This window comes from Marinobacter aromaticivorans (assembly GCF_002806975.1).
GTDB classification, from domain to species: Bacteria; Pseudomonadota; Gammaproteobacteria; order Pseudomonadales; family Oleiphilaceae; genus Marinobacter; species Marinobacter aromaticivorans.
The window spans coordinates 441,020-456,266 of record NZ_NIHD01000001.1 but is presented as its reverse complement, the minus strand read 5'-3'; the positions used below and the strand labels follow the sequence as shown (position 1 = coordinate 456,266).

Below are 15,247 nucleotides of genomic sequence, written 5' to 3'. Positions count from 1 at the left end.
TCACTGGCAGGCGAATGGCCGGCTCCTCAGACAGCAATATCGGCCATATTGCCGTAGGCTTCCAGCCAGGATCTCCGGTCCGAGGCACGCTTCTTGCCCAGAAGCATGTCCATACGGCTATCGGTATCGTCCCCGTCCTCGATCGTCAGCATAACCAGGCGGCGTGTGTCCGGTGCCATGGTGGTTTCGCGCAGTTGCAAAGGGTTCATTTCACCCAAACCCTTGAATCGGGTGACCGAAATCTTGCCTTTGCGCTTCTCTGCTTCGAGGCGGTCCAGAATCCCCTGCTTCTCGTGTTCGTCGAGCGCGTAGAAGGTTTCCTTGCCAAGATCTACACGGTACAGCGGTGGCATGGCAACAAATACGTGCCCTGCGGCGACGACCGGGCGGAAATGCCTGAGGAAAAGGGCGCACAGCAGGGTCGCAATGTGCAGGCCGTCCGAGTCCGCGTCGGCGAGTATGCAGATCTTGTTATAGCGCAGGCCTTCGAGTCTGTCGGAACCGGGGTCTACGCCTATGGCCACGGCAATATCATGAATTTCCTGGGAAGCCAGGATTTCGCCGGAATCCACTTCCCAGGTATTCAGTATTTTACCCCGCAGTGGCATGACCGCCTGAAACTCCCGATCACGGGCCTGCTTTGCGGAACCGCCCGCGGAATCCCCCTCAACCAGGAACAACTCGGAACGGGCGGTATCGCCACCGGAACAATCCGCCAGCTTGCCCGGCAAGGCCGGGCCGGAAGTTACCCGTTTACGGGCTACCTTCTTGCTGGCTTTCAGCCTGCGCTGGGCATTGCTGATAAATAATTCAGCCAGAACTTCCGCCACATCGGTGTGCTGATTCAGCCAAAGACTGAAAGCATCCTTGACCACACCGGAAATGAACCCTGCCGCCTCCCGTGAGGATAAACGCTCTTTGGTCTGCCCGGAAAACTGCGGCTCCTGCATTTTGAACGACAGCACATAGGCTGCCTTCTCCCAGATGTCCTCCGGCGACAGTTTGACACCCCTCGGCAGCAAATTGCGGAACTCGCAGAATTCCCGCATGGCCTCCAGTAACCCGGTTCGCAGCCCGTTTACATGGGTGCCACCCTGGGCCGTGGGGATCAGGTTAACGTAGCTTTCCATAACCGATTCACCACCGTCCGGAAGCCACTGGATTGCCCAGTCAACCGCTTCCTTGTTACCGGAAAAACTGCCGGTAAATGGCTCCAGGGGTACTGCTTCAACATCTGCCAGTGCGGTACGGAGGTAATCCCGAAGGCCCTCTTCATACAGCCATTCGTCCTTCTCGCCGGTTTTTTCCTGCAAAAAGGTCACCGTCAAACCCGGGCACAGAACAGCTTTGGCCCTCAGGTTATGGCGCAGGCGGCTAACGGAAAAATTGGGGCTGTCAAAGTACCTGGTATCCGGCGTGAACTTGAGGCGGGTGCCGGTATTGCGTTTGCCAACGGTATCGATCACTTCCAGATCGGTTGCCTTGTCGCCATTGGCAAACGTCATGCGATGGAGTTGCCCATCACGCTTTATGGTGACTTCAAGATGTTTGGAGAGCGCGTTAACCACCGAAACACCAACGCCATGAAGCCCGCCCGAGAAGTTGTAATTGCCCTGGGAAAACTTGCCGCCGGCGTGCAGCCGGGTAAGAATCAGTTCCACACCGGGTAGCCCTTCTTCCTTATGCAGATCAACGGGCATTCCCCGGCCATCGTCTTCAACGCTCAGGGATCCGTCTGCGTATAACACCACATCAATACGGCGGGCGTGGCCGGCAAGAGCTTCATCCACGCTGTTGTCAATCACTTCCTGAGCCAGGTGATTCGGGCGGCTGGTATCTGTATACATGCCAGGGCGCTTGCGCACCGGGTCCAGACCGCTCAGTACTTCAATGGCATCGGCGTTGTATTGTTGCTGGTTCATAGACTGGAAGTGACTCCGCAGGATATAAAATTCGTTGCCATAGCTTAGGGATTCACAGCCAAAGATCAACGGCTGATTGCCGCCTGTGTGACCAATCTGCGCCCGGCAGGCTCTTCAGGGCCTGATCCGCAGATCCCCTTCACCAACACCGGACACCCGGATTTCGGACCAGTCCCGGGCGGGAAAGGCCACCACCACACAGGGTGAAGTGAGCGCCTGGGTAACCATGGTCCCCGGCGCGGGCGTGCGCACAGCCATGGACAGGCTCAGGGTTTTTCCTGCCTCCTCCGCAGCGGCAGACACCAGTCCCACACTGTAACCTCCCGTTGGCCTTTCCCCCAGAGTCACGAACAGCAAGTGTTCCTGCTCAAGGTCCACCGCCCGCAGTTGTTGCACTGCCATATTTTGTGCCGGCAAATGCAACAGCTGTTGCAGCCGATCCTCCGTTTGAACATACGCCAGTCCGGGGCCGGTCAGCCCGCAGTGGGAGGATTGGGTAACCTGGCGCGCAAGAGGTGCACTGGATTCATTTGCCACAATGCCTGAGGAGGCACAGCCCGCCAGCAAAGCCAAACTTGCCAGTAAAGAGGCCATCGTCGAGCCTCGCATGATTATCCTGCGTAGCGCCATCAACGCTCTGCTCCCATCAGTTTAGGTGCTGGCCCGCTGCCATGCCCTGCTGGCTCCGGCATCAGCCTGTAGCCTCTGAACCCGGGGCGGGGCAATATGCCGGGTGTCGCCGCCGATATCTCCGGGCGGGCGTAACTGGTTGTCATCTCTATACCCGTCACGGGCTTCCCCGGGCTGATTGTGATTTCCTGCCGAAGCCCGGCAACCGGGTATTCCGCACAGGCTTCACCAGCATGACAAATCAGGCCATCGTTATCTAGGTCCGATCCGGCGACCAGGATGTAGTTACCCGGTGGCACCTCATTGAGCATTTTCGGCTCAACACCGTCATCAGGTACAAAGGTAAACGGGTACCGTCCGTTCTCTGCCACGGCGCTGGTCTGGGCAATGGTTGTGTACAGATCACCCACGGGTTCGGGGTCAACCAGTAAAACAAAATGCCGGCCTGCGTCACGGGCCTGCAGATCCGTTACCCGTTGGCCGATCACCGGGATTTCAAGCCTGCGGGACTCGTCGCTTCTGTAGTCCACCACGATGGGCGCCCGTTCCGATACACCAGCATCAAGCTCTCCCGGGATGAGCGTTAAAGTGATCGTAAACTCTGTTCCAGGATCGTTGAGAGCCGGCACCGAGTCCAGGCGCAGCCAGGGTACATCTACCGACACGGATTCTATGCTGACCTCATCGGTACTGCGGCCATAAACACTCAGCTTCACAGTCGCAGAAGACGGCCCTTCCGACGACAGGCTCACGATGGCAGGCGATGACGTCAACAGGTTTGGCACCACCCCGGCCGAGGCCGCCAGGACTGATTTGCCGGCGTCTATCAGACCCCAGCCCAGTTCACGGGTTTTGAGGCAAGGGTCACGGTCACAATCCTGCCGGGTCAGGTCGCCTCCCGATAAAAGCCGGTAGAAGCCATCATGATCCAACCCCGGGTTGAGGCTCTTCATCAATGCAAAGACACCAGCCACGTGAGGCGCCGCCATGGAGGTGCCCTGCAATCCGATATAGGTTTCCTTCAGTGTGCCATTGATCAGGCTGGCACTGGTGCTGCTGACCAGGTCGCTGCGCCCGTCGGCGTTGCCATCACGGCTGGCATCCCCGCCCGGTGCCGCCAGATCAATCCAGTCACCGTAATTCGAGTAGCTGGCCAGCACCCCGGCCCCGTCAACCGCGCTGACTGAAAACACCTTCTCATAAGCAGCAGGATAAGACGCACTCGTGGAAGCGGAATTGCCTGCCGCAGCCACATACAGGATGCCCTGCCGGATTCCGTAATCAATGGCCTCCAGGAGTTCTTGCTGGAACGGCAGGCCTCCAAGACTGAGGTTAACAATATCAGCGTGGGGAGCCACGCCATCAGACCGGCCGGAAACCCAGTTCAGGGCTGCCAGCAGATCCGCCGATGAGCCGGTACCACCCTCCCCGAGCACCCGCACAGGGCGCAGCGAAGCGCCGTAGGCAATACCGGCGCCACCGACACCGTTAACCGCAGCGGCTACAGTGCCTGCCACATGGGTGCCATGGTAAACACTGGTTCCGACTGCGTTTCCCGGGTCCGCAGGATTATTGTCAGGGCCCGGATCACCATCGTTATCAAAGGCCTGGGATACGAAATCCCGGCCATCGACAACGTTTTCATCCAGCTCGCTGTGCCAGTTCCCCGGCTCTCCATATAACCCTGTATCCATCACCGCGACCGTAACGCCAGCGCCACCGCCATTGGCCAGTTGCCAGGCAATCGGGGCGTTCACCAATTCATAGTGCCACTGTTGCCCCACGGTAAGGTTGTTGTACAGCGGCTCATCCACCGGCGTTGCAGCCATGGTGCGCATTGTGTAATTGGGGGTGGCCGAGACCACCTCCGGGCGCTTGCTCAGTGTTCGTATCCATTCCAGGGTCGATGCCTTTGTTTGCACTGCGCTGCTGCGGGCCGCCTGTGGTGGAGCCTTCACCAGCCAGACACCCGGAGCCAGCTGCATTTCGGGCTCCACGTCCATCTGCAGCGCAGATGAGCGCACCGACGCCTGCCCCGCCTGCTGCCGGAACATGACAATGGCTTCGGATTCGGCAAAGTCGTGATCCGGCCACTGGAACCCGGCAGCCAAAGCGCTGCCGGTAACCGATGTCGACAGAATGTAGAGCATGGGTTCTGTACCGGATGCTTCAATTTTCAGGGTATATGTGCCCGTGGGTTCGGTATCCGGCAGCGAGATCCGCACCGGGGCTGCCTGGCTGCCGGTGGAATCCCTTGCAACAAGACGATCGCCACTGAACAGGGACAGGGTCAGCGGGGGTGGGTTCCTGCTCGCGGAGAAAGGCTGGAGGGAAATGCCTTGCCCCCCGCGCAGGGTCATGGAATAGGTGTCGGCAGGATCTTCCGGGAAAGCATTTCCGGGCAGCCCATCCGCGCCAGTGTAACGCCCGCTAACGGCACTGACATAACCTGCGAGAATGAATTCCTGGGGCAGAAGCTGGACACCGGGAAATGGCGATGAACTCAGCACCAGGGTGCCTGCATCGTCTGTGTCTACCCGCGTTCCGGTTTCAATGCCGATACTGCCCGAGAGCGCTATGTTTGCTGGCTCTGCCGCGCCGCCGGAACTCCCGCCACAACCCCAGAGAGCCGCCAGCAGCCCCGCCACAATGGAATACCTGAAAAGCGCTGTTGCCTGTGAGTTAGCCGGCATCCGTATAAAGCCCCCGTCTGTTTTCAGACTGCCAAGTGTACGACACTCATTGCGCAAAGGTACGTTACCCATTATTCGCCAGATGCCAGGGAGCGCGCAAACACAGGAATCCGGTTTTGCAGATACAAAAAAGCCGCCTCGGGAACCTCCGGAGACGGCCTTCAGGGTCAAAGGTCGGCCCTACAGGGCATAGAACATCATGGGCACGAACGCCACCAGCAACAACGTTGGCGCCATCACCGCAAGGGGCAGCAACAAACGCTCGTAACGATGCCAGAAGGACCCCACACGCTCCGCAGCCAGCACTTCGTTCTCCCCCACGACCTGGCGCGTAAGCAGGTGGTTCAGTGCCACGGGCGGGCTCAGATACCCCAGCTCAAATGCCACCAGGCATACAATCCAGAAATGCAGTGGATCAATGCCCAACTGAATCGCTGGCTGGGCGATGGTGGCAGACACCAGGATTACCGCACCAAAGGGATCCATCACCATGCCGATGATCGTCAACATGACAACAATCACCAGCATGGCAATCCAGGGGCTTGTGAGATCCTCCGGAAACAGCGCCTGAACAATATCGGAGCGCTCCAGAATGCCGCCAAGGCAAATAGAGAAACCAATCAAAGCCAGCAAGGCTCCGATATGCACTGCAGAATCGCTGGCAGCGGCGCAACTCCTGCCCCAGAATGCCTGCAGACGGGTTTCAGTATCGTCGCGGCTGCTGCTGTCAGCATCAAGATACACGAGGGCAAGCATTACCAATGGCAGTATCAGGGGTGCACTGTATTCATTGAATGACAGGCCAAGCACTCCGTAGATGGCCACTATGACGCCCGCCGCCACGGCCACATAAGGGAGCAGTGGCTTGAGCTGGTGCAACGATGCCTTCAGAGCACCCGCAGCCGGGCGCGGCCGCCAGTTGCCTTCGGTTTTGCAAACAATCAACGAGAACAGCGTGGCGGACATAATAAACACCCAGAAGCCCCAGCCGTACATCTCGGTGGTTGTCACTTCCTTGTTCAGAGCCGCAACCACCACAATCAGCAGGCAGGGGTTGAGCACCACACCAAGACTTCCGGACATAGCGGTGGTTGCCAGAGCCAGCTGCCGCCCGGCTCCGGCCCTGCGCAACTCATCATAAACCACGCCACCAACCGCAAGTATGAAAATACCGGAAGCGCCGGTGAAGGCCGTCGGGAAGGCGGTGGCAAAGATAATGACCGAGGCCAGCATGGGTGCAGGCAGGTTGTAGGGTTTGATGACGTTCAGCAACAGCTCTGGCAGGCGAGTCTGCTTCAGAACCATACCCACCAGCACATAAAGCCCGATATTGATAAACATGGAAGAGAGATTGGACATCATGCCGAAGTAAATGGCGAGCCCCGATGCGTAGCCGTCCGCGAAGAAAAAGTAGCTCATGGCAATCAGGCCCATACTACAGTACAGCGGCACGACCAGGCCCGAGGACAGCGCCAGCGCGCCAGCCCGCATATGCGTTGGAACTTTCACGAAACGCAGCGCGTTAATCACCATAAACAGGCCGAATACAGCCGTCCAGGCATACTGGAGCGTAACGGTAGACTCAGTGCCGGGCGAACTGGCCAGCCGCCCAAGGTAGGCGTTCATCGAAAACACCATCAAACCGTTGACGATGAACTGCACCGCCTGGCTCAGGCGCCACTCTGACCGGTTTCGGGGCAGCCGGAGCGCGATGTGATCCGTATCAAAAGCTGCCACCGCAGCGGCCATTGCAAAAATGGCAATGAACAGATACTTGGTAAGCGCTATGTTATCCAGCAAAAAGGACGCCAATCCCTGCTCGACCGTCTTGAATGCGCCCAGGGCCGGTGTGGCATGCTTCTGGTTCTGTTCATAAGCCGCATGTTTCTCCGCACACAGCGCAAGGTTACGCTTGAGGGAGGCGCGAATAGCCTCAGGATCGGGAGCGGAATCAAACAGATCATCCGGGTCTGGCTGGTAAGCATCCATACGCTTGCGCACTTCCGCGTCTACATCCATTTCCAGCCGGCACGACGGCTCCGTGGCATCGGGGTTGAGCAGGTAGTAGTTTGGCCAGACCTGCTCACCAACCCAAAGCAGGCGCGAATGGAGCGAGTTACCCATGCCCAGGAGCAAGGTAACAAACAGCAGCACCAGCAGAATGGCCCCGTGCATCCGGTGCACGGGGTAAAGCGTTTTCGCGGCCGGAGCCGTCAATGCTTGCCAGTTCATGGGTGATCCGCCCTGTTATTCCCGGTTTTCCGAGGTGCACTCGGATGCGGACGGATTACTTGAACAACGGATTTTGCTCAGCAAACTCAGCATTTTGGGATGATACACATCGGGAGCTCCGTTAAGACCGTCGCGCATTTCGAGCCGGTTCTGACGGCACATTTCCTGGTAACCCTGGATGTCTTTTTCCGGAATGCGAATCCACTTGTCAGCCGGAATGGCATTTTCCTGCTGGTTGATCAGGTTCATGGCCTGAGGGTACATATCCCAGGCAACCTCGCGGGCTTTCTGGGCGGTTTCGTCATCCAGAACATCATCGCGGGCAATCACCTGGATTGTGAGCTGCGCCAGCGGGTAATCCACAATCCCGCCCTTGTCACCCAACCCCTTGTAGAGCTCAAGGGCTTCATACGCGAATGCGGGCGCATAGGCTGTGTCAACGGAACCGTTATTGAATTTACCGGCAAAGTTGGTGATATCAGAAGGAACCACCGTTGCCTTTACAAAATTCACCATGTGGATGGCATCTTCCTGGTAATCAAGGGTCGCCATCCGCTTTCCGGCCAACTCCCCCGCCGTATCAATACTGCGATCGTTTACAAACAGATAGCCGGCGCCCGCGGGCACAATCCCAAGCACCTCGTAATCGCCCTGCTTCATCAGTGCAGCAGCTTTGGGTTGAGCCAGGGTAGCCAGCAGCGTTTTCAGGTCATCGTAGGTGGGTATGGCCCCGACAGCACTGATACTTCCGGTAAACCGGTTAAAAGGCCGGGTACGCAAGTCAGTGGCGGCAACGGCATCACACTGGCCGGCATTGAAGTCGCCAATGGCCACGCCTTCGTCGGTATAAGGCTTGAGTTTGAAGTCCACACCATGGTTTTTCATTTCCAGCGCATAGTCTTTGACCATGTTGTATATGTCACCGTTGGCACCTATCACATCAAACACACACAGTTTCACGGTTTGGGCCGACGCCAGGGGGGCAATGGCTGCCAGTGTCAAAGCAGTAATGGACTTGCGGATCATAAAGACCTCCGGGTGATTCTTGTGTTTATACCGAGTTCGTTGGGGGTGCGCCGAACAGGCGCGGGCATGACTGATTCAGAGCAGATCATCCAGGCTCATGGTTTCAACGTTTTCCGTGTTGCGCTCCGGACTCATTTTTCCGAAAAAACGCTGGGGCGTGCGGTAACCGTATTGAGCGGTCCAGTGCTTATCCGAGGAAAACCGGATGGCCTGACGGGCTACACTGTCCACCAGACGGTACTCTTCCCACACCTCGATGGTGTCCTCAGCCTCTGCAAAACGGCGGATCACGTCGGCCAACACGTCCGGGCGCCCGAAGGTTTCGGCAGCGACGGCTTCCACCGCCATAGAGGCGCGAATGCCTGCCTCTACACCTTTTGCAGAGCTGTTTTCGAGCACTTTCCAGGGATCCGGTGACAGTTCCGGGCGGGTATCCGGCAATAACAGCCAGACCAGGGCACGGACAGCGTTGGGCAAGCCACCCAGTTTTTCATTGTCGACACAGGTTGCAGCGCGCTCTGCCTGGGGTGCGATGTTGCGCGGTATCCCTGCACGGGCACCGGAATTGGCATCGTTTACAACCGCCTGCATACCGGTCAGCAAGCCGAGCATGAAGGTCATTTCATCCTGCTCGGTAAACAGGAACGGGCACTCAAGCGGTTCTTTGGAGGGATCAAAGTCGTAGGCTTCCATGGCCCTGCGGAAAGCAATCTGGCGGCGCTCGGCCGTCAGCGCATGTAAACGCTTTGTTTGCTCGCGGGCATCCTTGGCAGCAGGCACATTGCCTTCATAATCTGCCCGCAGGTAGGCAAGCTCGGCCTCCCAGGCATTGTATTCCATGCAATTGGCAGCCAGCAGCATCAACAGGGAACCGGTTGTATCCGGGGCATCGTTGATGCGCGAAAAGGAGTAGAGCAAGGGATCTATGCCTTCTCCGAGCGCACAGGCCATTTCGGGATCAGACATCTGCATGACATACGGAGTGGCTTCAGCCTCCGAATAACCTGCGAGCACAGCCCCGGTGGTTTTATAAATGGGATTTGCGGAACAGCCGGCAAACAAAACGGCCACTGCAAGAATAATCATTTTGCCACGCACCGCCGCCAGACGGCGTGCATACATCGCCAATAAGGACATGATAAGTCACCCTGCTCTGCTTTGTTTTTATAAGCCTGAAATGCAGTTGGTTCTGTCATTCCGGAGGCAAGAGTGCGTTGAAAACTGTCCTACAAAAATGGCTCGTTTGCCGTCACGGTCATGCCGATCAGGCCAATGGCTTTGCCAAGAGGGCATTTTTTGAAATTATTTTGATTTAAAACAATGCCTTTACGATTTTTTTCAGATTCAGCCAGTTCAATAAACTGTTTATTACGAACTGATTACAGGTGCGCAACACATGCCACCCGACTGCTCATCACTTCGAGCTCAGGCCCAGCATGGCAATCACCTGATCCGTCAGATCCTCCCGGGTCAGGCCGCCACGCTCTGGTCTGTACCAGGTTACTGTCCAGCTCAAGGCACCGGTCAGCATGCGGCGCACAATAAACGGGTCGGCAACCAGAGCACCATCCCGTTTCAAAGCGTTAAGGACATCCAGCCACAGGGCCTCATAAAGATCCCGAAGCTTCAGCACTTCGGCCTGGGAGGCTTCAGACAGGCTACGCCATTCGTAGACCAGTACTGCCATGGCCTCGCCGGTCTGGCCGTTAATGGATTCCAGCTCGGCACTGATCAGCGCTCTCAACTTCTCCCGGTTGGTGTTTGCCGCATTCACAGCAGCCTGCATTACGGCGGTATTAAGCCTGATGGTTTCAACCATCACCGCCTTGAGGATTTCTTCTTTGGTGCGGAAGTGGTGAAAAAGACTGCCCGACTGGATACCCACGGCTGCCGCCAGATCGCGGACAGTCGTTCGCTCATAGCCTTTATCGCGGAATAGCCGCGCCGCTTCCCGAAGCAGCCGACCACGAGCACTTTCCGGATCTGAAACCAGATTGTCGGCAATGAGTGACTGAAGAATTTTGTCTTGATTCACGGGCAAATCCAGCTGCGGTAGAAGAAACGGCATTCTACCTGAAAATTACCTGTTTACAAACCAAGCGCTTGCTTGGTATGGTTTACCCCATGGACTAACATATGGCCTGCCACCAGGCGTAACGCCCGGGCCAATCCAGTAACAGGACGCACAAACATGGCTGACTCCCCGAAAACCATTCGCATAGGCTGTTCCTCCGCTTTCTGGGGTGACACCGAAACGGCCGCCGCACAGCTGGTTCATAGAGGTGATATCGACTATCTGGTCTCCGACTACCTGGCCGAAGTCACCATGTCGATCATGGCTGGCCAGAAGATGAAAGACCCCAGCCAGGGCTACGCCCGGGATTTTGTTGAAACCGTAATGGGCCCGCTGCTTGCCGACATTAAAGCAAAAGGGATTCGCGTGCTTAGCAATGCCGGTGGTGTGAATCCGTTAGCCTGCCGCGATGCGTTGCAGGCACTGTGCGAAAAAGCCGGCGTAGACATGAAAATTGCCCTGGTACTCGGGGATGACCTGCTGCCGAAAAAGCAGGCCCTGAGCAAAGCCGGCACCACCGAAATAGCCACCGGCGAGCCGATGCCAGCCATGATGGTCAGCCTGAACGCCTATCTTGGCGCACCGGGTTTGGTGGCAGCACTGGATCAGGGCGCCGACATAGTTCTGACCGGCAGAGTGGTAGACAGTGCCTTGATTCTTGCCCCTCTGGTGCACGAATTCGGCTGGGACTGGAAGGACTACCACAAACTGGCCCAGGGTAGCCTTGCCGGCCACCTGCTGGAGTGCGGTGCACAATCCACCGGCGGTAACTTCACGGACTGGGAAGATGTTGCCGAGGGCTTTGCCGATATGGGTTTCCCCATTGCCGAAGTCAGCGCAGACGGGGATTTTGTAATCACCAAGCCGGAAGGTACCGGCGGCAAGGTAAGCCGTGGCACCGTTGCTGAGCAGCTGGTCTACGAAATCGGAGATCCCCGGGCCTATTTCCTGCCGGATGTAACCTGCGATTTTACCGATGTGAAACTGGAAGAAAGCGGGCCAGACTGTGTAACGGTTCGCGGCGCGCGGGGCCTGCCGCCAACCGACAGCTACAAGGTTTCCGGCACCTGGCCGGATGGTTTCAAGTGCACCGCAACTTTCCTGCTTGCGGGCATGGATGCGCGGAAGAAGGCCCAGGCCGTGGCCGACGCCATCCTTACCAAAACATCGCGGCTGTTCCAGGAACGCGGCTTACCCGACTACACGGAAACCAGTGTCGAACTGCTGGGTACTGAAACCACCTATGGCAAGCATGGTCGCGGCCAAGACAGCCGGGAAATCGTCGTCAAAATCAGTGCGGCCCACACCAAAAAAGCGGCCTTGGTGTTGTTCTCCCGGGAGATCGCTCAGGCGGCAACCGGCATGGCACCGGGTTTGACGGGCATTGTGGGTGGCCGGCCAGCCGTCTGGCCCAAGATCCGGCTTTATTCGTGCCTGGTGCCCAAGAGCGAGGTTGCTGTATCGGTTGATCTGAGCGGCCAGGTAACACCGGTTGCTGTTGATTCGGCAGGAGGCTTCCTGCCTGGCCAGATCAAGGATCAACCCGCTATCGAAGGTGCATCAGTAACCGATACCACCGTTCCCCTGATTGATCTGGCCTGGGCCCGCAGCGGTGACAAGGGCGACCACAGCAACATTGGCGTTATTGCACGTAAGCCGGAGTTCGTTCCGTTCATTGCTGCTGCATTAACCGAAGAAGCCGTTGCCGACTGGATGGCCCATACACTGAACCCGGAAACCGGCAAGGTTACCCGCTGGACGCTGCCCGGGTTCCATGCTTTCAATTTCCTGCTGGAACACAGCCTGGGCGGCGGTGGCGTTGCCAGCCTGCGTATTGATCCGCAAGGCAAGGCGTTTGCCCAGCAGTTACTGGAGTTTCCGGTGCCGGTGCCTTCCAGGCTGGCTCGTTCTTGAAGTTATGGTGCATGCGCTCAGGCAGGGAGGGGGCTCCAGGACACGCCGTGAATACGTCCATGTAGGCTTGGTCGCAGCATCCCTGCTGCTCACAGTCCTGGAGCCCCCTCCCTGCCTGAGCGCCCGAACATTAGAGAAGGTTTTCAAGTTATGAGTTATCAATCTGTTTTTCGCCCTGATTTATTTAAGGGGCAGACCTTTATCGTCACCGGTGGCGGCTCCGGCATCGGTCGCTGTACCGCTCACGAACTCGCATCCCTCGGCGCCCGGGTTGCATTGGTCGGCCGTAAAGTCGAAAAGGTTGAGGCCGTAAAGGCTGAAATCCTTGAAGACGGTGGCATCGCCTCGGCACACGTGTGTGATATCCGTGAAGAAGACTCAGTAAAGGCCACCGTGAAAGCGATTATTGCAGAGCATGGCGGGTTGAACGGCCTGGTCAATAATGCCGGCGGCCAGTTCCCATCTCCCCTGGCTGGAATCAACCAGAAAGGCTGGGAAACCGTGGTACGCACCAACCTCACCGGCGGCTTTCTGATGGCGAGAGAGGCCTACACCCAGGCACTGTCAAAAACCGGTGGCGCCATCGTAAACATTGTGGCGGACATGTGGGGCGGCATGCCCGGTATGGGGCACTCGGGTGCGGCAAGAGCCGGCATGGTGAATTTTACCCAGACAGCGGCGGTGGAATGGGGTGCCTCCGGCGTTCGTGTAAACGCGGTCGCGCCGGGTTGGATTGCGTCCAGCGGCATGGACAACTACCCCGAACACATGAAGCAGTGGATTCGCAGCCTCGGCGATAACGTACCCATCAAGCGCATGGGCACGGAATCGGAAGTCAGCTCCGCCATCTGCTTCTTGCTAAGCCCGGGGGCTTCCTTTGTAAACGGTGATTGCCTGCGTATTGACGGCGCTGCCTCTCAAGGCGGGCGGGTATGGCCGCTACCCAAGGCCAAAAATAACGAGCCATATAACGGCTTTCACCGGGCAGTTACTCCAAAAGTACTCAGCGAGGATTGAGGAATTTTTATGCAAACACTGGAAACCAGCGTCAATCCGCAATCCGACGAGTTCCGTGCCAACACCGAGGCCATGATCGCGCATATAAAGACCTTCCGGGATGTGGAACAGAAGGTGCTCGACCTGGCAGAAGCCGCGCGGGAGAAGTTCACCAGGCGCGGAAAGCTTCTGCCCCGGGATCGCATCAACCGTCTGCTGGATCGTGGCACGCCGTTCCTGGAACTGTGCTCATTGGCCGGATACAAGATGCATGATGACAAAGACGGCAGCATGGCGGGTGGCAACATCATCGCCGGTATTGGAACCGTCAGTGGCATCCGCTGCCTGATTGTTGCCAGTAACAGCGCCATCAAAGGCGGAACGATTACGCCTGCGGGCCTGGATAAAACCCTGCGCCTGCAACAGATCGCCAAAGAGAACAAATTGCCGGTTGTGTCCCTCTCTGAAAGCGGTGGCGCCAACCTGAACTACGCCACTGACATTTTTGTGCAGGGCGCCCGCGGTTTCGCCAATCAGGCGCGCATGTCGGCAGCCGGGTTACCACAGGTTACCGTGGTACACGGCAATGCCACTGCGGGTGGCGCGTATCAGCCAGGGCTTTCTGATTACGTAATTGCCGTCAGGGGCAAAGCCAAAATGTTCCTGGCCGGCCCGCCACTGCTGAAAGCAGCCACCGGTGAAATAGCTGATGACGAGGAACTCGGTGGCGCAGAAATGCACGCACAGGTCGCCGGCACCGCCGAATACCTGGCCGAAGACGACGCCGATGGCATCCGCCAGGCCAGAAACATTCTGGAAGCCTTGCCCTGGAACGAACAGCTTCCACCGCAACGTGAATTGAAGTGGGACGAGCCTCTCTATCCGGCAGACGAACTTTTGGGTGTAATCCCGTCCGATTCCAAAAAGCCTTACGACGTGCGCGAGATTCTGGCGCGCATTGCGGATGGCTCCAGGTTCTTGGACTTCAAGAACGAGTTCGACGACCAGACCGTGTGCGGCACCATCCGGATTGAAGGACATTCCGTGGGCATCATCGGCAACAACGGCCCGATCACTCCGGCCGGGAGCACGAAAGCTGCCCAGTTTATCCAGCTCTGCGACCAGGCGGGTACGCCCCTGTTGTTCCTGCATAACACCACGGGGTTCATGGTGGGAACGCACTCGGAGCAGAATGGCATCATCAAACACGGGTCGAAAATGATTCAGGCGGTTGCCAATTGCCGGGTTCCGAAGATCGCAATCGTGATTGGTGGTTCCTATGGTGCCGGTAACTACGCCATGTGTGGTCGCGGCCTTGACCCGAGATTCATCTTTGCCTGGCCCAACAGCCGGACCGCCGTCATGGGCCCGGCCCAGGCCGGCAAGGTGATGCGCATAGTGGCGGAGGACAAGCAGCGCCGCAGCGGCATGGAGCCTGATCCGAAAACCCTGGAGTTTCTGGAGCAGGCAACCGCCAAGAAACTGGAGGAAGGTTCTACAGCCTTGTTCGGCACAGCCCGACTTTGGGACGACGGCCTGATCGACCCGCGAGATACCCGGCGCGTTGTCGCTCTGGTTCTCGACGTATGCCGCGAAGCCGAGATCCGCCAGTTGCGGCCCAATACGTTTGGCGTGGCCCGGCTTTGATTCCGGCGCATTAGGGATCTGTGCTTCATGGCTGGCAGGTTTGGGGGGTGGAACCATTTGGGGACGCCGTCCAAAAACCGCTACGAGCACATCCATGTGCGCTTGTTTCCGGC

10 protein-coding genes are annotated in these 15,247 nt (G+C 57.8%); 3 read left to right on the top strand and 7 right to left on the bottom strand.

The genetic code is table 11. The annotated features are described in order from the left end of the window. Positions 1–26: 26 nt before the first annotated feature. The 7 genes from parE to CDH48_RS02035 all read right to left on the bottom strand — a co-directional run bounded on the left by parE (position 27) and on the right by CDH48_RS02035 (position 10,538). On the bottom strand, positions 27–1,922 hold the full coding sequence (gene parE / locus CDH48_RS02065) for a DNA topoisomerase IV subunit B (protein WP_100687029.1): 1,896 nt from the start codon (positions 1,920–1,922) through the stop codon (positions 27–29). Positions 1,923–2,036: 114 nt separating this feature from the next. Beyond that, on the bottom strand, positions 2,037–2,531 hold the full coding sequence (locus CDH48_RS02060) for a protease complex subunit PrcB family protein (protein ID WP_157807788.1): 495 nt from the start codon (positions 2,529–2,531) through the stop codon (positions 2,037–2,039). A gap of 20 nt (positions 2,532–2,551) precedes the next feature. Then, positions 2,552–5,317, bottom strand: coding sequence for a S8 family serine peptidase (locus CDH48_RS02055; protein ID WP_157807787.1), 2,766 nt, complete (start codon positions 5,315–5,317; stop codon positions 2,552–2,554). A gap of 108 nt (positions 5,318–5,425) precedes the next feature. Beyond that, positions 5,426–7,477 carry a TRAP transporter large permease subunit gene (locus CDH48_RS02050; RefSeq protein WP_100687026.1) on the bottom strand — a complete coding sequence of 684 codons (2,052 nt, stop codon included), beginning with the start codon at positions 7,475–7,477 and terminating at the stop codon, positions 5,426–5,428. A gap of 15 nt (positions 7,478–7,492) precedes the next feature. Next, entirely contained in the window at positions 7,493–8,503 is a 1,011-nt protein-coding gene (locus CDH48_RS02045) for a putative solute-binding protein (RefSeq protein ID WP_100687025.1), read from the bottom strand. 75 nt (positions 8,504–8,578) lie between these two features. Then, positions 8,579–9,589, bottom strand: coding sequence for a hypothetical protein (locus tag CDH48_RS02040; protein WP_379923178.1), 1,011 nt, complete (start codon positions 9,587–9,589; stop codon positions 8,579–8,581). A gap of 328 nt (positions 9,590–9,917) precedes the next feature. Continuing rightward, the gene (locus tag CDH48_RS02035; RefSeq protein ID WP_227520888.1) at positions 9,918–10,538 is read right to left on the bottom strand and encodes a TetR/AcrR family transcriptional regulator; all 621 of its coding nucleotides are present in this window, start codon (positions 10,536–10,538) and stop codon (positions 9,918–9,920) included. Between the two features lie 156 nt (positions 10,539–10,694). Here CDH48_RS02035 and CDH48_RS02030 point away from each other — a divergent pair, with 156 nt between their 5' ends. From CDH48_RS02030 to CDH48_RS02020, 3 genes are all read left to right on the top strand, one after another. Beyond that, the gene (locus CDH48_RS02030; RefSeq protein WP_100687022.1) at positions 10,695–12,491 is read left to right on the top strand and encodes an acyclic terpene utilization AtuA family protein; all 1,797 of its coding nucleotides are present in this window, start codon (positions 10,695–10,697) and stop codon (positions 12,489–12,491) included. Between the two features lie 150 nt (positions 12,492–12,641). Continuing rightward, on the top strand, positions 12,642–13,508 hold the full coding sequence (locus CDH48_RS02025; protein WP_100687021.1) for an SDR family oxidoreductase: 867 nt from the start codon (positions 12,642–12,644) through the stop codon (positions 13,506–13,508). A 9-nt stretch (positions 13,509–13,517) separates the two neighbouring features. Next, complete coding sequence (locus tag CDH48_RS02020; RefSeq protein WP_100687020.1) at positions 13,518–15,134, top strand: acyl-CoA carboxylase subunit beta; 1,617 nt, start codon at positions 13,518–13,520, stop codon at positions 15,132–15,134. The last annotated feature ends 113 nt before the right edge of the window (positions 15,135–15,247 follow it).

Coding starts and splice junctions, on each gene's coding strand:
- parE (WP_100687029.1), bottom strand. CDS start 1,922: ATGAACCAGCAACAATACAACGCCGATGCCATTGAAGTACTGAGCGGT.
- CDH48_RS02060 (WP_157807788.1), bottom strand. CDS start 2,531: ATGCGAGGCTCGACGATGGCCTCTTTACTGGCAAGTTTGGCTTTGCTG.
- CDH48_RS02055 (WP_157807787.1), bottom strand. CDS start 5,317: ATGGGTAACGTACCTTTGCGCAATGAGTGTCGTACACTTGGCAGTCTG.
- CDH48_RS02050 (WP_100687026.1), bottom strand. CDS start 7,477: ATGAACTGGCAAGCATTGACGGCTCCGGCCGCGAAAACGCTTTACCCC.
- CDH48_RS02045 (WP_100687025.1), bottom strand. CDS start 8,503: ATGATCCGCAAGTCCATTACTGCTTTGACACTGGCAGCCATTGCCCCC.
- CDH48_RS02040 (WP_379923178.1), bottom strand. CDS start 9,589: ATGATTATTCTTGCAGTGGCCGTTTTGTTTGCCGGCTGTTCCGCAAAT.
- CDH48_RS02030 (WP_100687022.1), top strand. CDS start 10,695: ATGGCTGACTCCCCGAAAACCATTCGCATAGGCTGTTCCTCCGCTTTC.
- CDH48_RS02025 (WP_100687021.1), top strand. CDS start 12,642: ATGAGTTATCAATCTGTTTTTCGCCCTGATTTATTTAAGGGGCAGACC.
- CDH48_RS02020 (WP_100687020.1), top strand. CDS start 13,518: ATGCAAACACTGGAAACCAGCGTCAATCCGCAATCCGACGAGTTCCGT.